Raw genomic sequence first — 18,630 nt, 5'->3', positions numbered from 1 at the left:
AGCCCCGTGCCTGTTTGTTTTTTTTGAAAGTTGACACCGCCCGTTCACTTCAGCACAAATTCCGTCGTGCTATGGCCGGCTTTTGATTTGGAGACTTCCAGGACGGCCGGCATGGCAGCCTTCAGTTCTCCGACGTGGGAGATGACACCGACCATCCGTCCGGTCTGCTGGAGTCCGATGAGTGCATCGACCGCTTTCTGGAGGGATTCCGGGTCGAGCGAGCCGAAACCTTCGTCGATGAACATCGTGTCGATCCGCACGTTGCCGCCGAACCCTTGGATGATGTCCGCCATTCCGAGCGCGAGCGACAGCGAGGCATTGAATTTTTCTCCGCCCGACAAGGTCTTCACGTCGCGCGCCTGTCCGGTATAGGCATCGTACACATCGATTCCGAGGCCGCTCTGACGGCCGCGCGCTTCCTGGCGGTCGCTCCTCATCAGCTCGAACTGGCCGTTTGACAGGCTTTTCAGCCGTTCATTCGCCGCCACGAGGATGCGTTCCAAGTATTCGATCTGCAGATACCGTTCGAATGAGAGCTTATCCGCATTCTGCCCGCGCAGCAGATCGTGCAGGGCGGAGATCTTGCCTCTCTTCCGTTCAAGTTCCTCTGCATCCCCCGCCGCTTCGCGCATGTCCGCGATGCCTTTTGAGAGGATGTCGAGCAGGGACTTGGAGCGGATCAGCTCTTCCCGGGCCGCCTCCGCGCTCTCCCGGCACGCCTCCTCTTCTCCGGCGAGCGCCTCCAGGTCCGGCCGCTCCGTATTTTCGAGGGACGCGTCCAGTTCCCGGACCCGGACGCGGACCGCATGAACCGCCCGGTCGAATTCCATGACTTTCTCTTCGAGATCCTCAAGCCGGCTTTCCGGAATGAGGGCTTCCCGGTACCCGGCTTCCCCGGCAAACTTGGAACGGCCGAGCGCCTCGGCAAAGGCTTCTTCCGCCTCATTTTTCCGGGCTTCCGCTTTCCCGGCCTGTTCCTCGCCGAACAGACGCGACTGCTCGGCTCGCTTGCGCCGGTCCGATGCATCGGTCAATTTCCGTTCCGCCCCGGCCTTCTGTTCCTTATGCGCACGGACATTTTCGCGGAGTGTCCCGAGCCGGGCGTCAAGGGAAGCGAGATCCGGCAGGCCTTCCGGAAGCGCCGACGCCATCTCTCCGATCTGGGCTTCGAGTCCCGCCGAGCCCCGGAGGAATTCCTGCTCGCGCTCTTTGAGGCCGGACAGAACCGACTGTGCTTCTTCCAGTTTCCGGTCAATCTCGGCAAGCCGCTCGCGGAGGACGTTCCGCTGTTCCTTCCGTTCGCCCGCCAGCCGGATCTCCTCCTTGCACCGGGAAACAGCCGAACGGCGCTCTTCGCCAAGCGTACCGGCATCTGCCGGATCCATGCCGCGTCCTGCGATCTGTCCGGCAAGGCTTTCCTTCTGTTCTTCCAGCATCCGGTGAGCACCCGCAGCCGTGATCGAGTCCGCATGGGCAATCCGCCAGGCGGCTTCAGCTTCTTCCAGCAGTCCGGCCTCCGTGCCCGCCGTTCCTGATGCGGCAGGTGCCGGATGATCCGCGCTGCCGCAGACCGGGCAAGGCGAACCGTCGTGGAGATGAACCGCCAATTCCGCGGCCAGGCCGTCGCGGCGTTCCCGCTTCCGCTGTTCCAGGATCTGTTCGGCATCGGCCGCCATTTGCCCGGCCGATTTCGCCCGCTCTTTTGCCGCAGTTGTCTTCAGCGACACGTTCATGTATTCATCCAGCAGCTCCAGATCGCGTTCAAGTCGTCCGAGTTTGCCGTACAGGTGCTCCGTATCCTCCAGCTGCTCCTCAAGCTCGCCGAGTGTTTTGCGGAGCTGCGTCCCTTCTTCGGCCAGGCAGGCCTGCTCGTTTTCGGCCGTCCGGATCTCTTTTTTCAATGAATCCAGCTGCCTGCGCGCCGCGGCGAGCTTCTTCTTCGCTTCCTGCTTGCGGCCGATGAGCGGGCGGGACTCCTCAAGACGGTCCGCTTCCCGGCTCTCGGCTTCCGCACCGGCGTCGCCCCGTGAAATCTCTTCAAGAGCGGCATTCGCCAGGCGCTCGCCTTCCCGGGAAGCAACGAGCTCCAGTTCCGCCTGCCGGAACGCTTCAAGGGAGGCTTCATGCTCTTTCCGGCATTCCAGCAATTTCTCTTCAAGCGGCCGGATCCGCGCGGCGATCCGCGCATTTGAAATGGACTCTTTGACCGCTTCCATTTCCGGCAGCCGGCTTTCCAGTCCGGTCAGTTCCGACTTTTTCTTTTCCCATTCTTCAAAGCGCGCGGCCACTTCCCTTGCCGCCGCAAGCTTGGCGGAAAGGTCCTGCAGCCGGCCGGCCAGCTCGTTCGCCTGCTCTCCGATGAGCCGGTGCGCTTCCGAGTGGCGTTCTTGTTCGGTGATCAATTCTCCGATGATCGCCGACGGATTCGGATGTTCCGCGGACAGCTGGACGGTCAGCTCTTCCCCGAGCCCCGGCAGCGTGTCCCGCAGATGCTTCGCCTGCCAGGCGATCCGTCCGGCCGCCCCCTGCCATTCCTGCTGGACGCGGTCTTTCTTTTCTTTCAGGACCGCTTCCATGTCTTTATACTTCTTCGTCCGGAAAATCTTCCGGAAGATCTTTTCCTTGTTTTCGGTGTCGGACGTGAGGAGTTTGCGGAATTCGCCCTGCGGAAGCATGACGATCTGGCTGAACTGGTCGTGCGTGAAGCCGATCAATTCAGCGACTTTCGCATTCACTTCCGTCGTCATCTGGCGGTCGGTCACCGGTTGTTCCTTGCCGTCCGAAAGACGGAACAGCTCGATCCGGTCGCCGGTCGCACTTTTGTTCCCGGCCTTGACGTGGGCCATCCTCCTCATGATCCGGTATGTATCGCCGGCGGTCTCAAAATGGAGCTCGACTTCGGTGTACACCTGGTCGTCCGCAAAATCCGAACGCAGGCTCTTGTCGTCCCGCTCTTCTCCGCTCGCCTTCCCGTACAGGGCAAAGCAGATCGCATCAAAAATCGTCGTCTTGCCGGAACCGGTCGGCCCGGAGATCGCAAACAGCCCGCGCCCGTCCAGCTCCCGGAAATCAATCGTCTCACACTCTTTGTACGGACCGAATGCGGTCATCTTCAAAATGAGCGGCTTCATTTCCGGACCGCCTCCTTTTCGCTTTCCCGCTCGGCGCCGAGCAGCTCATCCAGCATCTCCCGGAACAGCGCTTCCGTCTCCTCATCAGGCGCGGATCCCTCCACTTCCTCGTGGAACGCGCGGAACATCGTCAGGTCGTCCATTTCCGAAAGGCTCCCCCTGCTGCCGGACGCGCTCTCCCGGTGGATCGGCATCGTCCGCTCGACATGGAGGGCATTCGGGAACACCGTCCGGATCCGCTCCATCGGATAAAGGACCGGCGCCCGGTCAAGCAGACGGACGAACACATAATCCTCGGACGGTGCCATCTCCAGCAGCTCGGCCAGTGTTCCCTCGACTGTCCGCATATCTCTTCTCGGCTTGAGCGGACGGTGTTCCACTTGCACCCGGCCGTCTCCGTCAAGCTCAACCGCCAGGAAGCCCTTCCGGTGGGTTTCCTCCGAAATGGAATACTTCAGCGGCGACCCCGAATAGCGGACCGTCTCGCTGCCGACGGAATGCGCCCGGTGCAGATGGCCGAGCGCGGTGTAATGAAACAGGCTGAACCGGCTTGCATCCACGTACTCCGCACCTCCGACCGAAAGCGGACGTTCCGAAGTGCTTGTATTTTCTTCCGGTTCAGCGCCCGGCGTGACGAATGCGTGCCCGACGAACACATGGCGAGCCCTTTCATCGAACCGTCCCTGCATCTCGTCCAGCACGCAGCCCATCGCCGCATCATGGCCGGTCACTTCGGGAGCCTCATAGACGCCACGGACGATGGACGGGTCGGCGAATGGCACACAATGGAAATGGACTTCGCCGAAGCCGTCTGACAGAACGACCGGCTCCGCCCCGTTTTCCAGAAGACCCGAGATATGGTACCCTCTCTGCCCCATGAATCCGCTCCCGAAATGCAGTCGGTTCGGGCTGTCATGATTCCCCGCGACCGCAATGACCGGGATGCCGAGGCCGAGCACAATCTCCGAAAGCACATCATCCAGCAGCCGCACCGCATCGGTCGGCGGGACGGCGCGGTCATACAGATCTCCGGCGATGACAATGGCATCCGGCCGTTCCTGCCTGGCCGCCTCGATCAACTGCTCCAGCACGAATCTCTGATCATCGGTCATATGGACGCCCTGGACAATCTTGCCGAGGTGCCAGTCGGCAGTGTGGAAAAATTTCATGGATAACCCTCCCTGCATTTATTTTAAAAAGATTCCCTTTCCATCATTATAAACGAGCAAAGGCGCGCGGGGTAGAGCATGATTGCCGGAAAGCGAAAGAGCCGCCCCGTCCAGCAGGCGGCTCATTCATACAGACGATGCATGCCGCGGATCTCTTCTTCCATCCGCTTCACGAGAACGGGCGGATGCAGAATCCGGACCCCCTTGCCCCAGCCGAGCAGCCAGCGGACGAGCCCGTCGCTCATGGCGGCCTGGGTCTTCAGGATGAAATGGCCGTCTCCGTCCCGCCGGATGTTCGCAGCCGTCCCGTAACGGTCGATGACCACATTGATGAGCCGGTTTTCAAACCGGGCCTCCAGGGAAATCGGCTCCCCGCTGTACATGTGAAACGTGCTCCCGAGATAGCTCTGCAAGCTGAATTCCGGATCCGGAACGAACGGGCTTCCCTCGAGCCGGATTTCCCTCATCCGGTCGACCCGGTATTGCCGGACCTCCTCTTCCTCGGGGAAATGGGCGACCAGGTAATACTTGTCGTTGTTCCAGGCAAGGCCGTATGGCTCGACCACGTATTCACCGCCGTCCCTTGACAGCTTGAACTCCTTGTCCGGCGTATACTTCCCGTACTTGAAGGCAATCCGCAGATGCTGCTGGACCGCTTCATGAAGCGTCTGGACGGCAATCGCCGTATCGGCTACCCCGGCCGAATCGACGGCAACGTGGAGCTCGTTGTTCAGTTGCGCGGCAAGCGGCCGGCTCGTCAGCTTGCGGATTTTCCCCTGCAGCGACTGGGTGAGCTGTTCAGGAATGAACTTGGCCGCCGAAATGGCGTCCAGCAAAAGCCGCAACTCGTGGATCTGAAAGCGCCGGCCGTCGAAAAAGTACCGCTTGACGGTCCCTTCCTTCTCCTGAACGGCCGTCACCGGAAAATCATCCGACTCCTCGAGCGCCTGAACATCCTCCCGGACCGCCTTCACACTCACGCCGAACCCTTCGAAGCGCGAGTGGATGTCATGGATGGTGAGGGCATTCCGGTCATCCGTCTCCTCCATCAGAATATGGAGGACTTTCAGGAGCCGTCCTCTCGCGTTCAAACGTTTATCCCCGTCACTCGCCGGCACGCCGAACCTTCTCCTCCAGCCGGATTTCCACATTCCCGCGGAGCGCCCGGCTGATCATGCAAGATTCCTCCGCCTTCACAGCGAATCCTTGCGCCTTCTCAACCTCCGATTCCGTTGCGCCTCTTTCCAGAACGAGAACCGGCCTATGGGTGATCCGCTTATACGTGAACACGCCGTTCGTCACATCCACCGCCGCCTCCGACTCCATCCGAAGAGATTGCTTGTCGATCCCTGCCCGCTCCAGCATCGCAGCAAGCGTAATAATATAGCACGTCGCCGCCGCCCCAAGCAGCATCTCATCCGGATTTGTCCCAATGCCGGGCCCGTCCATCTCCGGAGGAACGGAAATCTTCGTCCTCAGATTCTCCGCCTCGATCGAACCCACATCGTTCCTTAAGCCAGGCCAATCCGCCTTCAACGTAAACAAATGCTCCGCCATAACCAACTTCCTTTCCATTTTGCATATGTACATGGTAGAACAGCCGGGGCCGGCAGGGCAACTTGAGGAACTTCATCAAAGGGCCGGGGCGGCGGCGGACTTGAGTGCGTGGCAATTGGGGGCGGGTCGGTAGCTATTGTGGGTGAGTCGGTGGCTATTAGGGGCGAGCCGGTGGCAAATAAAGCTGAGTGAGTGGCTTTTCGGAGCGAGTGGGTGGCAAATGCGGAAGGATTTTCGCAGACGCATTTTTCCTCTTGTGATTTTCGCGGATGCAACAAGCGTTTTCGCGGATGCACTTTGTCTCCTACCATTTCCGCGGATGCACTTCTGTCGCCTACAATTTCCGCGGACGCAACAGACGTTTTCGCGGATGCAACAGGCGTTTTCGCGGATGCATTTTGCTTCTCGCAATTTTCATGGACGCAACAAGCGATTCCGCGGACGCATTTTGCCTTCCGCTATTTTCACGGATGCAACTGACGTTTTCGCGGATGCATTTGGACGGAGAGCTGGAGGGCTCCCTTTAACTTCACGGTCGCTTTCCGGTGGCTCACACTTCCCTGGCTGCCCGATCTCATAATCACCCGTAATCCACAACAAAAACGGCTCCGCAGCCGTGCGGAGCCGTTTTCCGGATTGTTCGGTCAAATGCCGAGCAATTCGTTTTCTTCTTTTGTGAAGGCGCGCGATCTGGACAGGAACCGTTTTCCTTCGACGCCTTCGAGGGAGAACATGCCGCCCCGACCGTCGACGACGTCGATGATGATCTGGGTGTGCTTCCAGTAATCGTACTGGTTTTTGTTCATGTAGAACTTGGCGCCCCCAATTTCACCGAGCAGCATGTCCTGGCTGCCGATCAGGAGGTCTCCGTCCGGATAGCACATCGGCGAAGAGCCGTCGCAGCAGCCGCCGGACTGGTGGAACATGACCGGGCCATGTTTTTCCACAAGCTTGCCGATCAGCTCGATCGCGGCGTCCGTGGCGATCACCCGCTGGACCATGACGCCCCCTCCTTTCGGATCAGAAGAAGCCCTGTTTGTTCTCTTCGTAGCTGATGAGCAGGTTTTTCGTCTGCTGGTAGTGGCTGAGCATCATCTGGTGGGTTTCGCGTCCGATGCCGGACATTTTGTAGCCGCCGAATGCTGCGTGTGCCGGGTAGGCGTGGTAGCAGTTCGTCCACACTCGGCCGGCCTGGATGCCGCGGCCGAACCGGTATGCGGTGTTCATGTCGCGCGTCCACACGCCGGCTCCGAGGCCGTACAGCGTGTCGTTCGCAATTTCCAGTGCCTCTTCCTTGTCCTTGAATGTCGTGACGGCGACGACCGGGCCGAAGATTTCTTCCTGGAAGACGCGCATCTTGTTGTCGCCCTTGAAGACGGTCGGCTTGATATAGTAGCCTTCCGAGAGGTCGCCCTCCAGTTCATTGCGCTCGCCGCCCGTGAGGCACTCGGCGCCTTCTTCTTTGCCGATCGCAAGATAAGACTGGATCTTCTCCATCTGCTCGGTCGACGCCTGGGCGCCCATCATCACTTCGGGATCGAGCGGATTGCCGACCTTGATCGCTTCGACGCGCTTCAGGGCACGCTCCATGAACTTGTCATAGATTGATTCCTGGATGAGGGCGCGAGACGGGCATGTGCACACTTCCCCTTGGTTGAGCGCGAACATGACGAACCCTTCGACCGCCTTGTCGAGGAAAGCATCATCCTCTTCGAAAACATCCTCAAAGAAGATATTCGGGGATTTGCCGCCGAGTTCGAGCGTGACCGGGATGAGATTCTGGGAAGCATACTGCATGATCAGCCGGCCGGTCGTCGTCTCGCCCGTGAAGGCAATTTTGCCGATCCGCGGATTGGATGCAAGCGGCTTGCCTGCTTCCAGGCCGAATCCGTTCACGATATTCAGCACGCCCGCAGGCAGCAGGTCATCGATCAGTTCGGCGAGCACCATGATGGAGGCAGGTGTCTGCTCGGCCGGCTTTAGCACGACGCAGTTCCCTGCGGCCAGCGCCGGTGCGAGTTTCCAGACCGCCATGAGGAGCGGGAAGTTCCACGGGATGATCTGGCCGACAACGCCGATCGGCTCATGGAAATGGTAGGCGACGGTATTGTCGTCGATCTGGCTGAGGCCGCCTTCCTGTGCACGCAGGGCGCCGGCGAAATAGCGGAAATGATCGATCGCAAGCGGCAGGTCGGCGTTCAGCGTTTCGCGGATGGCTTTCCCGTTGTCCCAAGTTTCTGCGACCGCGAGCATTTCCAGATTCTCTTCCATCCGGTCGGCGATCTTCAGGAGAATGTTCGAGCGCTCGGCAACCGACGTCTTGCCCCAGGCATCCTTCGCAGTATGGGCCGCGTCGATCGCCTTTTCGATGTCCGCTTCGGTCGAGCGGGCCACTTTTGTAAACACCTTGCCGGTGACCGGAGTCACATTATCGAAGTATTCCCCGTTGGCCGGCGGCACCCACTGCCCGCCGATGTAATTGTCGTAGCGTTCCTTGAAGTTGACTTTCGCACCGTCCGTATTCGGGTTTGCATACACTCTCGATTTCATCGCTTCTACCATGTTTCCATTCCTCCCTCACGTTTGTATGCGCTTTCAACTGACGCTATCTACTATATTGTCAGAAAGCACAGAACATTTCAACCTTCTTCTGGTCTATCTCCCAAAAAAAATTGAGCGGGACTGCACTCCGCAGCCACAACCACTATATTTCGGGGAAAGGAAAAATATTCTCAGAGATAATAAAATCAATATTTTCAGACAACCAACCCTAGCCCACCCAGTAGAAAACGGCCGGAGAAACGTTCTTCTCCGGCCGCCCATCTTCATATTCTTCCGCTCAGGAAACGGATTTTTTGATCTGCTTGCTCCGCAGCTGTCCGCATGCGGCATCGATGTCGGTGCCTTGTTCCTGGCGCACGCCGCACTGGATGCCCTTCTGCTTAAGCGTCTTTTCAAATGCGTCGATGGACGCTTTGTTGCTGCGGGTGTATTGGTCGTGCTCATCCACCGGGTTGTACGGGATGAGGTTGACGTAGCTGAGGTGTTTCTTGTTTTCCAGGAGCTTGGCGAGCTGCCGCGCTTCCTCGACGTGATCGTTCACATCGTTCAGAAGGATATACTCGAACGTGATCCGGCGGTTTTTCTTCGACAGGAAGTAGTCGATCGCGTCCATCACCTGCTCAAGCGGGAACGCTTTGTTGATCTTCATGATGCGCGTCCGGAGCTCGTTGTTCGGCGCATGGATCGACAGTGCCAGGTTCACTTGCAGGTCTTCGTCCGCAAATTTGCGGATTCCCTTCACGAGGCCGCTCGTCGAGACGGTGATGTGGCGGGCGCCGATCGACAGGCCGTCCCCGTTGTTGACGATTCGGAGAAAGGCCATCAGGTTGTCATAGTTGTCGAACGGTTCGCCGATCCCCATGACGACGATGTTGGAGACGCGCTCCCCGCCGCCGAAGCCGTCGAGGTACTCCTGCACGTTCATGATCTGCTCGACGATTTCGCCTGCGTTGAGGTCACGGCTTTTCCGGAGCAGGCCGCTCGCGCAGAAGCTGCAGCCGATATTGCAGCCGACCTGTGTTGTCACACAGACGGAATGGCCGTAGCTGAAGTGCATGAGGACCGTCTCGATCAGATTGCCGTCCTGAAGGCGGAACAGGAACTTGACGGTGCCGTCGGCGGATTCCTGCTTGACCGCCGTTTCCATCGTCCGGAGCTCGAACTGCTCATCCAGCAGCGTACGGCACTCTTTATTGATATTCTTCATTTCATCAAATGACTTGACGCGCTTTTTGTACAGCCAGTCCCACACTTGCTTGGCGCGGAATTTTTGCTGCCCGTTTTCCAGCATCCAATCCTGCATCGCATCGAATGTCAGTCCGTAGATCGATGTTTTCATCAGTTTTTGCCTCATTCCATCAAAATTCATTAGTCCATCTTACCGAAATCCACTTGTATTGACAAGTAAAAACCCTTTATACCTTGCGTTCGTACTTGTTTTCATACATCGCCTGGTCCGCCGCATCAACGAGCTTTTCCAGATCGGCCCCGTCTTCCGGGAAGACGGCGATGCCGAATGAAACGCCCACCGGCCGGCCGCCCTGATAAGATAACCGGCCGAGCTGCTGCGTCGCTTCGAACGCCAACTCGGTCTTGAATGTTTCGCCCGGATCGCGGACGACGGCCAGGAATTCATCCCCGCCCCATCTCGCGATGATCCCGCGTTTGCCGATGAATGTTTTCAGCTCCCCGGCGAAGTTTTTCAGGACTGCGTCTCCGGTCTCATGGCCGAAACGGTCGTTGATCTGCTTGAAATCGTCCAGATCGAACAGGATGACCGCAAAACGGCCCTTCCCTTGCCGGGCGAGCCGGTGTACATACTCCGCAAGCGATCTGCGGTTGAAGGCGCCGGTCAGCGGATCCCGCCTCGACAGATATTCGGCCCGGTCATACTGATGGCCGCCGAACCAGGCGACCGCGAGAAAGACCGCCGTCAGGACGAAGAAATCCCACTTGAAGGGGAGATCCAAATACACATGATAATAAAAGTACCGCAAAATGTTGAACAGGATGACGACGCCGACCGCCGAAATTCTCCCCTTTATCCCCAACGGAGCATCCCCCTATGATGGAATCTCAATGCCAAACAGTATAGCATAGAGAAAGGGCCTTTAAAGATGTTTGCTTGAAAAGCAATTGAATGCAGAGCGTTCGAAATGGTCTGACATGAATCTTCCATCTCTAGAATTCGTCTAAACATTACCGCATAAGTCAAGAAAGGAAACCGGACATGGACCCAGGCAAAAACAGCAAGCAAACATTCTACCATCTGATCAAAACAACGAAGATCCCGAAAGCGGCCATGTCGGCGGGCCTGGCGGGCTTTCTCGTCACCACGCTCGTCTCGCTCGCCATCCCGCTGCTCACGCGCAACCTCGTCGACGGTTTTTCGGCGGCTTCGCTGAGCGCACCGCTCATTGCGGCGGTCGCAATCGCATTCCTGCTGGAAGCGGTCATCAGCGGGGTGTCTTCCTATCTGCTCAGCTACTCCGGCCAGAAAGTCGTGGCCGACCTGAGGGTCCGCATGTGGAGACAGCTGTTGCGGCTCCCGGTCTCCCACTTCGACTCGGAGACGAGCGGAGGCACCGTCAGCCGGGTCGTCAATGACACCGGGATCGTGCGGGAACTCATCTCCGACCACGTGCCGAAATTCGTGGGCGGCATCATCTCGATCATCGGGGCGGTCACGCTTTTGCTGATCATGGATTGGAAAATGACGCTCATCATGCTCATCTCCGTCCCGGTCACCGTCTTGATCATGATTCCGCTCGGCAAGAAAATGGCCAAGATTTCCCGTGGCATGCAGGATGAGACGGCCGCCTTCAGCGGCAGTATCCAGCAGACGATCAGCGAAATCCGGCTCATGAAGGCGTCCAATGCCGAGGCGGACGAGGAGAAGAAAGGCTTCGGCGGCATCGACAGGCTCCTGAAATTCGGCCTTCGGGAAGCGAAGATCAACTCCCTGATCGGCCCGCTCATGAATCTGGTGATCATGACGGTCATCGTCTCCATCATCGTCTACGGAGGCATCCGCGTGGCGGACGGGTCCATGTCCACGGGTACGCTCGTCGCGTTCCTCCTCTACCTGTTCCAGATCGTCGTCCCGGTCACTTCCTTCGCCCTGTTCTTCACCCAGCTGCAGAAGGCGAAAGGCGCAACGGAGCGGATCATCCATATTCTCGGACTCGAGCCGGAACCCGGCCAGACCGGAAAATCCGCGGTCATCGCCGGGAAGCCGATCGTTGCGGACAACGTCAGCTTCAGCTACAATACCGGCGAACAAGTCCTGCACAATGTGGGCTTCACCGCCAAACCCGGTGAGATGATCGCCTTCGCGGGTCCGAGCGGTGGCGGAAAATCGACGCTGTTCGCCCTGCTGGAGCGGTTTTACGAGCCCGACAGTGGAGAAATCCGGGTCGGGGACACGTCCATCGCCGATATTTCCATGGAAGAATGGCGGCGGCACATCGGCTACGTGGCCCAGGACAGCGCCATGATGTCCGGAACGATCCGCGACAACCTCCTGTACGGGATGGACAGCACCGGCCGCCCGGATGACCAGAAGCTTTGGCTCGCGGCGGAGATGGCCTACGCCGATGGATTCATCCGCGAGTTTCCGGACGGGCTCGACACGGAGATCGGCGAACGGGGCATCAAGCTTTCCGGCGGACAGCGTCAGCGGATCGCCATCGCCCGGGCTTTCCTCCGGGATCCGCTCATCCTCATGATGGATGAAGCGACGGCGAGCCTCGACAGCCATTCGGAAGCGATGGTCCAGGAGGCCCTCGTCCGGCTCATGGCCGGCAGGACGACATTTGCCATTGCCCACCGGCTGTCGACGATTGTCGGAGCGGACAAGATCGTCTTTATCGAGGGCGGCCGGGTCACAGGGATCGGCAGCCACGCCGAACTGATCAAGAACCACCCCGTCTACCGAGAGTACGCCGAACAGCAGCTCGTCTGACAAGCCGGGATGCTTTACAAATGCCGTTAAAAGGTGTATATTGGATAAAGTAATGCTTCATGATGAACGGAATCGGCAAGATCTGGCGTCCATCCCGTATGGCACGGAACGGACTTATTCACACTGGCGCGGCTTGAGGGCCGCAAGGATGCAATAGAAGGCAGGGATTGCATTGCTTAAGTTGTCATGTGGATGGATCATACCGCGGCAAACCCCGGCCGGCAACTGGGGAAGGAAAATCGATTTGATTCAGCAGAACGTGTTACCAGCATAAAAAAGGGATGCTCCGGTCTTTCCGGACGCATCCCTTTTCCATTTTCTTAGATGAACATGCCGGCGATGGCCGCGCTGAGCAGAGAAGCAAGCGCTCCGCCTGCGACCGCCCGCATGCCGAGCCGGGCGATATCCGGCCGCCGGTCCGGTGCGAGACCGCCGAGACCGCCGAGCAGAATGGCGAGCGAGCTCAGATTGGCGAATCCGCACAGCGCAAACGAGACGACGATGACCGTCTTCGGCGAAAGATCCGGAATTTCCGGCGCGAACGACGTGTACGCAACGAATTCATTGAGCACAAGCTTTTGGCCGATAAAGCTGCCTGCCTGCATGGCTTCCTCCCACGGCACACCGATCACGAACGCGAGCGGGGCGAAAAGAAAACCGAGAATCCCTTCAAGCGTCAGGTGTTCAAAGCCGAGGAACGAGCCGGCAAAACCGAGGATCCCGTTGAGCAACGCGATGAGCGCAATGAAGGCGAGAAGCATCGCGCCGACATTCAGCGCGAGGTGGAGGCCATCCCCGGCCCCCTTGGCCGCCGCGTCGATGATGTTGGCCGATTCATTGTCCTTTTCCATTTCGAATGTTTCCTCATTCGGTTTTTCCCTCTCAGGAATCATGATCTTCGCCATGATGAGCCCAGCCGGCGCCGCCATGAAGCTTGCCGCAAGCAGATACTTCAGCGGGACACCGAGCAACGCATATCCGGCGAGAGTCGACCCCGCGACCGATGCGAGCCCTCCGGTCATGACCGCGAACAGCTCGGAACGTGTCATGCCGGAGATGAACGGACGGACGACGAGCGGCGCTTCCGTCTGGCCTACGAAAATGTTCGCCGCGGCCGAGATCGACTCCGCCTTGCTTGTTCCAAGCAATTTGGACAGACCGCCGCCGAGGAGCTTGATCACCCACTGCATGATGCCGAGGTAATAAAGAATGGAAATGAGCGACGAGAAGAAGATGATGATCGTCAGGACGTTAAAAGCAAAGACGAAACCAAAATTATCAACGTCCGCCGCGGGGCCGAATACGAACTTAATGCCTTCCCCCGCATAGTCGATCACTTTCTGGACGACGCCGGCAAACCATTCCAGCCCTTTCCTTCCCGCTTCCCATTTCAAGACGGCAAACGCGAATAAAAGCTGGATGACCAGGCCTCCGAGTACGGTTCTCGGCTTGATCGACCGCTTGGCGTCCGACATGAGGAACGCCAGGCCGAGCACGGCCACGATTCCGAGCAAGCCCCACAAAATATTATTCATATCTGATCCCTCTACAATCCAACCGGCTCCGCGCGGTTATATATGTAATGATGGTCTGACTTCAGACAAGCTAAACGGTACCAAAAAAAGAGCCCGCATTTCAACGGCAAATACTCCTTTTCCCCATATCCGGAATTGCCGGAAGCGTCGAATACGCGCGTCACTTTTGTATCTCCCTTCGTCCGGCTGCTTAAACATCGAAAAACCGGCGGGAATATTCCCGCCGGCTTCATTCATAGATCCGTTCCGAGGAGAATCCGCGGCCGAGTATTTCCGATGCGTTCAGGAAGATGACGAACGAAGACGGTTCTTTATCTTCGAGAAGTTTCTTGAGGTAGACGGCTTCGGATTGTTCCACGACGCAGAGGATCATTGTCCGTTCTTTGGCGGAGTGACCGCCGACGACCCGGACTTTCGTCATGCCGCGGTCGACTTCGTCGCGGATAACCGCCTGGACGTCCGCCTCCCGCTCCGTGATGATGAGGGCGAGCTTCGTCGGCGACGTGCGGAGCTGGACGAAGTCGATCACCTTGCTCGTGACGTAGATCGACATGAGCGCATACAGCGCCAGCTCAAAGTCAAACACGAACGCCGAAGCGAGGACGACGCCCCCGTCGACGATCAGCTGTGCGAAGCCGCTTGACAGACCGGTGTATTTCTTCAGAATCTGGGCGATGAGCGCCGTTCCGCCCGTGGACCCGTTGCCCCTGTAGACGATCCCGAGGCCGATCCCAAGCAGAATTCCGCCGTAGATTGATCCGAGGAGCGGGTTTTCCACGTGCAGCTTCATGCCGCCGGTCAGCCAGATCGTGAACGGGACGAAGAACGTGCCGACGAGCGACTTCATGCTGAATTCCTTGCCGACGAGCAGGATCGCCAGGACGAACAGCGGCAGGCTGATGAGCCACTGGACATAAGCCGGATTCCAGCCGTGCAGTTCATAGAGGATCGTGCTGATCCCCGATACGCCCCCGGCCGCAATGCGGGTCGGCAGAAGGAACAGATTAAAGCTGAGCCCGACAAGCGCGGCCCCGAAAATGACGCGTACATAGTCATACGCAGATGACTGCATGAATTTGGTTTTCCCCATGAAAGACGACCTCCTGTTGACTTCCCTATTCTATCAGACGGCCGGTGTTCCGAAGTTCTGAATTCCTTTAGCCTGCTGAAGGCACAGAAAAGCTCCGGTCGCCGGTGCGGCGCGGAGCTGGGGTCAGTTTATGTTTCAGTACGCCGGCCGGTCAAACTTCGTGTGCATGCTCAACAGCGGCAACCTGTTCGTCGGCAGGTTTTTCTTCCCTGCCCGGCAGCATGTTGAACACGATATTCAGCACGATGGCGGTGACGCTGCCGGCGACGATGCCGTTGCTCGTCAGGAGGCGGACGCCGGACGGGAGGGCCTGGAACAGGTCCGGAACGACGCTGACGCCGAGGCCGAGACCGATGGCGCAGGCAACGATCATTGCGTTCTCCGGCTTCTCGCCCATCACCCGGCTCAGCATGCTGATGCCCTGCACGGCGACCATGCCGAACATGGCGAGCATCGCGCCGCCGAGCACGGAAGTCGGGATGATCGTCGTGACCGCCGCGACCTTCGGCAGGAAGCCGAGCGAAATGAGCATGCCGGCCGTGATGAGGATGATGCGGCGGGACTTCACGCCGGACATCTGGATGAGCCCGACGTTCTGAGAGAACGTCGTGTACGGGAAGGCGTTGAAGAACCCGCCGAGCATGACGGCGATCCCTTCCGCCCGGTAGCCACGGGACAGGTCGTTCTTTGAGAGCTTCTTGCCCGTGATGTCGCTCAGCGCAAAGTAGACGCCGGTCGATTCAACGAGAGAGACCATGTTGACGAGGCACATCGTGATCACTGCCGGCCATACGACCGTCGGCGTCCCGAGGTGGAACGGCTCGAGCATATGGAAAACGGAGGCCGACCGCACATTTCCGAAGTCGACCGCGCCCATCGCGGCAGCGGCGGCCGTGCCTGCGATGAGGCCGAGGAGAATCGAGATCGACCGGACGAAACCGGTCGTGAACTTATAGATGAGGATGATGACGAAAAGGGTTCCGAACGACAGGGCGATGTTCGTCGACGAGCCGAAATCCGCCGCCCCTTGTCCGCCGGCCATGTTGTTGATCGCGACCGGAATGAGCGTGAGGCCGATGATCGTCACGACGGAACCGGTGACGACCGGCGGGAAGAACTTCACGAGCATTCCGAAGAACGGGCTGATGATGACGATGAACAGGCCGGACAGGATGATCGAGCCGTAAAGCGCCCCGATGCCGTAGTCGCCGCTGATCGCAATCATCGGACCGACCGCAGTGAACGTGCAGCCGAGGACGACCGGCAGCCCGATGCCGAAGAACCGGTTCGTCATGATCTGCAGGAGTGTCGCCACGCCGCACATGAAGATGTCGACAGCGACCAGGTACGTGAGCTGCTCGGTCGTCAGCCCGATCGCCTCCCCGACGATGAGCGGTACGAGAATGGCGCCCGCATACATGGCGAGCAGATGCTGGATGCCGAGCGTCGTTTCACGGAGTGCCTGTTTCATCAGATGCCCGTCTCCTTCCTGAATGTGACGGAGCCGTCTTCGAGCGACTCGACAATCGCGAGCGATTCGACACGGACGCCCCGGTCGCGCAGGAGCCGGCCGCCCTGCTGGAAGCCTTTCTCGATGACGATCCCAATCCCCGCGACTTTTGCGCCTGCCTGTTCGGCGATGTCGAGCAGGCCGAGTGCCGCCTGGCCGTTCGCGAGGAAATCATCGATGATGAGCAGCGTGTCATCCGGTGACAGAAAATCGCCCGATACCGATATTGTGTTTGTTTCTTTTTTCGTGAATGACTTCACTTGGGCGCTGATCAGATTCTGGTTCAGCGTGAGCGACGCCCGTTTCCTCGCGAAGATGACCGGCACGCCGAGCATGAGTCCCGCCATGACGCTCGGCGCAATGCCCGACGATTCGATTGTGAGGATCTTCGTGATGCCGGCCGTACGGAACCGGTCTGCGAACTCATCCCCGACCGCCTTCATGAGCTGCGGGTCGATCTGATGGTTCAGGAAGGAATCGACTTTCAGCACTTGTTCGGAGAGCACGATGCCCTCGTCTGTAATTTTATCTTGAAGCTGTTTCATCATCTTTTTCCTCCCGCTTGGTTTGGTTTTGTGCGCTCTCTGGAGGCCGAAAAAAATCCGGCGGCCCGCCCCCTTGATGAGGGGCAAAGCCGCCGGACATGGATTCCCGGACGGAAATGAACAAAAGGCGGCGGAGCTGAGCAGCCGACCGGTCTTCTTCGTTCTGCCTCTCATAGTCGGTCCGTTTACGGCGGACCGGTAGAAACTTGCAGGCCATATCCCTGCGATTATATGAGCGTCATTGATTAGATTGAAATCAGTATAACATGCCGGAATATGAAAACAAGGAAGAAGCGAATAGACGGACTTCGCAGAAAACAGGAAGCGTTTTCTCATGCTTTTTCCCGCCCCGCCGTCAGGCAATCGCGGACGACCGGTCGTCCGGCAGCCAGATGGCCGCGACGCCGAGAATCGGCAGAACGGAAATGACGAGCATCGTGAGCGGCACGCCCATCGCATCCATGAACGCCCCGATGGCGACCGATCCGACCGCCCCGACCCCGAATGCGAATCCGGTCGTGAGACCCGCCATGGTGCCGATCTTGCCCGGGACAAGTTCCTGGGCATACACGACCGCCACGGAAAAGCTCGACATGAGGACGAAGCCGACGATACCGAGCGCGGGTGCCACGAGGTAGATCGGAAGATGCGGCAGAACAAGACAAATCGGAATCGGAATGAGCGCCGACGCCGCGATCAGCCGCTTTCTGCCGTATTTGTCGGCAAACGGGCCGCCGAAGAACGTGCCCGCCGCGCCGAGCGCCAGGAACATGAAGATGAAATACTGCGCCTGCCGGACGGTCAGCCCGTATTTATCCGTCAAGTGGAATACGAAATAGCCCTGCATGTTCACGACGTAGAACGACCGGACGATAATGATCAGCATGAGAAGCAGAAGCGCCCCGCGGACCCGTCCTTTCGTCAGGCCGGCGATTCCTGTCGGTGCCGGCTTTTTGCCGGGCATTGCCGCCTCTTCCTCAAGCCGGTTTCTCATCCACCTGGCCACGAAAATCAGGATCCAGACCCCTGCCCCGGCCGCCAGCAGGAACCAGGCCGCGCCGCGCTGGCCGAGCGGAATGAGGATGAGCGCCGTGATGATCGGGGCGAGCGCCTGTCCGGAGTTACCGCCGACCTGGAAGATCGACTGGGAAATCCCGCGCTTCGTCCCTCCGGCCATGAAGGCGACCCGCGAACCTTCCGGGTGGAAGATGGCGGAGCCGAGACCGAGAAAGACCGCCGCGACGAGCAGCAGCCAGTAGGAGGGGCTGAAGGCGAGGAGCCCGATTCCGATGAATGCGAGAATCATCGCCGTCGGCATCATGGCAGGCCTCGGCTTTCGGTCGCTCATGATGCCGACGACCGGCTGCATGACCGACGACAGCATCTGCAACACGAACGTGATCATCCCGAGCTGCGTGTATGAATAGCCGTTCGCTTCCCGGAGGATCGGATACATCGCCGGGACGACGGCGGAAATCGTATCGTTCAAGAGATGGCATGCCCCGATTGCGAACATGACCGGATAGACGGGATCCGGCACCCGTTTAACGGCCGTTGCGGTCGTCAC

At 58.8% G+C, this 18,630-nt stretch carries 14 protein-coding genes and 1 riboswitch; of the genes, 1 reads left to right on the top strand and 13 read right to left on the bottom strand.

The genetic code is table 11. The annotated features are described in order from the left end of the window. Positions 1-44: 44 nt before the first annotated feature. The 8 genes from BN1189_RS12570 to BN1189_RS12535 form a co-directional block, all read right to left on the bottom strand. Positions 45-3,131, bottom strand: coding sequence for an AAA family ATPase (locus BN1189_RS12570; RefSeq protein ID WP_040228554.1), 3,087 nt, complete (start codon positions 3,129-3,131; stop codon positions 45-47). Next, complete coding sequence (locus BN1189_RS12565) at positions 3,128-4,300, bottom strand: exonuclease SbcCD subunit D (RefSeq protein WP_040228553.1); 1,173 nt, start codon at positions 4,298-4,300, stop codon at positions 3,128-3,130. Before BN1189_RS12565 ends, BN1189_RS12570 begins: the two co-directional genes overlap by 4 nt. A 122-nt stretch (positions 4,301-4,422) precedes the next feature. Continuing rightward, positions 4,423-5,391: a helix-turn-helix transcriptional regulator gene (locus BN1189_RS12560; RefSeq protein ID WP_179860954.1), complete on the bottom strand. Its 969-nt coding sequence runs from the start codon at positions 5,389-5,391 to the stop codon at positions 4,423-4,425. Between the two features lie 13 nt (positions 5,392-5,404). Then, complete coding sequence (locus BN1189_RS12555) at positions 5,405-5,857, bottom strand: OsmC family protein (RefSeq protein ID WP_040228551.1); 453 nt, start codon at positions 5,855-5,857, stop codon at positions 5,405-5,407. A gap of 644 nt (positions 5,858-6,501) precedes the next feature. Further along, positions 6,502-6,858: a DUF779 domain-containing protein gene (locus BN1189_RS12550; RefSeq protein ID WP_040228550.1), complete on the bottom strand. Its 357-nt coding sequence runs from the start codon at positions 6,856-6,858 to the stop codon at positions 6,502-6,504. A gap of 19 nt (positions 6,859-6,877) precedes the next feature. After that, positions 6,878-8,419: an aldehyde dehydrogenase gene (gene adh / locus BN1189_RS12545; RefSeq protein WP_179860953.1), complete on the bottom strand. Its 1,542-nt coding sequence runs from the start codon at positions 8,417-8,419 to the stop codon at positions 6,878-6,880. A 277-nt stretch (positions 8,420-8,696) separates the two neighbouring features. Beyond that, entirely contained in the window at positions 8,697-9,758 is a 1,062-nt protein-coding gene (gene rlmN, locus BN1189_RS12540; RefSeq protein ID WP_040228749.1) for a 23S rRNA (adenine(2503)-C(2))-methyltransferase RlmN, read from the bottom strand. Between the two features lie 76 nt (positions 9,759-9,834). Then, positions 9,835-10,470, bottom strand: a complete 636-nt coding sequence (locus BN1189_RS12535; RefSeq protein ID WP_040228549.1) for a GGDEF domain-containing protein — start codon at positions 10,468-10,470, stop codon at positions 9,835-9,837. 179 nt (positions 10,471-10,649) lie between these two features. Here BN1189_RS12535 and BN1189_RS12530 point away from each other — a divergent pair, with 179 nt between their 5' ends. Continuing rightward, positions 10,650-12,383: an ABC transporter ATP-binding protein gene (locus BN1189_RS12530; RefSeq protein ID WP_040228548.1), complete on the top strand. Its 1,734-nt coding sequence runs from the start codon at positions 10,650-10,652 to the stop codon at positions 12,381-12,383. A gap of 320 nt (positions 12,384-12,703) precedes the next feature. Here the strand turns inward: BN1189_RS12530 and BN1189_RS12525 are convergent, their stop codons facing one another. The 5 genes from BN1189_RS12525 to BN1189_RS12505 form a co-directional block, all read right to left on the bottom strand. Then, entirely contained in the window at positions 12,704-13,918 is a 1,215-nt protein-coding gene (locus BN1189_RS12525; RefSeq protein ID WP_040228547.1) for a NupC/NupG family nucleoside CNT transporter, read from the bottom strand. Positions 13,919-14,147: 229 nt separating this feature from the next. Beyond that, a complete protein-coding gene (locus BN1189_RS12520) occupies positions 14,148-15,008 on the bottom strand; it encodes a YitT family protein (protein ID WP_052455846.1) in 861 nt (286 codons plus the stop codon). 151 nt (positions 15,009-15,159) lie between these two features. Next, on the bottom strand, positions 15,160-16,479 hold the full coding sequence (locus BN1189_RS12515) for a nucleobase:cation symporter-2 family protein (RefSeq protein WP_040228546.1): 1,320 nt from the start codon (positions 16,477-16,479) through the stop codon (positions 15,160-15,162). Next, positions 16,479-17,063, bottom strand: coding sequence for a xanthine phosphoribosyltransferase (locus tag BN1189_RS12510; RefSeq protein WP_040228747.1), 585 nt, complete (start codon positions 17,061-17,063; stop codon positions 16,479-16,481). The genes BN1189_RS12515 and BN1189_RS12510 overlap by 1 nt, the downstream gene beginning before the upstream one ends. A gap of 153 nt (positions 17,064-17,216) precedes the next feature. Continuing rightward, positions 17,217-17,318: riboswitch (purine riboswitch) on the bottom strand. Between the two features lie 100 nt (positions 17,319-17,418). Then, positions 17,419-18,630 carry an MFS transporter gene (locus BN1189_RS12505; RefSeq protein WP_040228545.1) on the bottom strand — a complete coding sequence of 404 codons (1,212 nt, stop codon included), beginning with the start codon at positions 18,628-18,630 and terminating at the stop codon, positions 17,419-17,421.

The sequence above is a fragment of the Bhargavaea cecembensis genome (assembly GCF_000826125.2).
Lineage (GTDB): Bacteria > Bacillota > Bacilli > Bacillales_A > Planococcaceae > Bhargavaea > Bhargavaea cecembensis_B.
The sequence above is the reverse complement of the archived record's forward strand: the minus strand, read 5'-3'. Positions and strand labels throughout refer to the sequence as shown.

What these genes read in the sequence shown, in the direction of transcription:
- BN1189_RS12555 (WP_040228551.1), bottom strand. Translation starts at nt 5,857, where the DNA reads ATGGCGGAGCATTTGTTTACGTTGAAGGCGGATTGGCCTGGCTTAAGG.
- BN1189_RS12530 (WP_040228548.1), top strand. Translation starts at nt 10,650, where the DNA reads ATGGACCCAGGCAAAAACAGCAAGCAAACATTCTACCATCTGATCAAA.
- BN1189_RS12515 (WP_040228546.1), bottom strand. Translation starts at nt 16,479, where the DNA reads ATGAAACAGGCACTCCGTGAAACGACGCTCGGCATCCAGCATCTGCTC.
- BN1189_RS12570 (WP_040228554.1), bottom strand. Translation starts at nt 3,131, where the DNA reads ATGAAGCCGCTCATTTTGAAGATGACCGCATTCGGTCCGTACAAAGAG.
- BN1189_RS12550 (WP_040228550.1), bottom strand. Translation starts at nt 6,858, where the DNA reads ATGGTCCAGCGGGTGATCGCCACGGACGCCGCGATCGAGCTGATCGGC.
- adh (WP_179860953.1), bottom strand. Translation starts at nt 8,419, where the DNA reads ATGGTAGAAGCGATGAAATCGAGAGTGTATGCAAACCCGAATACGGAC.
- BN1189_RS12520 (WP_052455846.1), bottom strand. Translation starts at nt 15,008, where the DNA reads ATGGGGAAAACCAAATTCATGCAGTCATCTGCGTATGACTATGTACGC.
- BN1189_RS12525 (WP_040228547.1), bottom strand. Translation starts at nt 13,918, where the DNA reads ATGAATAATATTTTGTGGGGCTTGCTCGGAATCGTGGCCGTGCTCGGC.
- BN1189_RS12565 (WP_040228553.1), bottom strand. Translation starts at nt 4,300, where the DNA reads ATGAAATTTTTCCACACTGCCGACTGGCACCTCGGCAAGATTGTCCAG.
- BN1189_RS12510 (WP_040228747.1), bottom strand. Translation starts at nt 17,063, where the DNA reads ATGAAACAGCTTCAAGATAAAATTACAGACGAGGGCATCGTGCTCTCC.
- rlmN (WP_040228749.1), bottom strand. Translation starts at nt 9,758, where the DNA reads ATGAAAACATCGATCTACGGACTGACATTCGATGCGATGCAGGATTGG.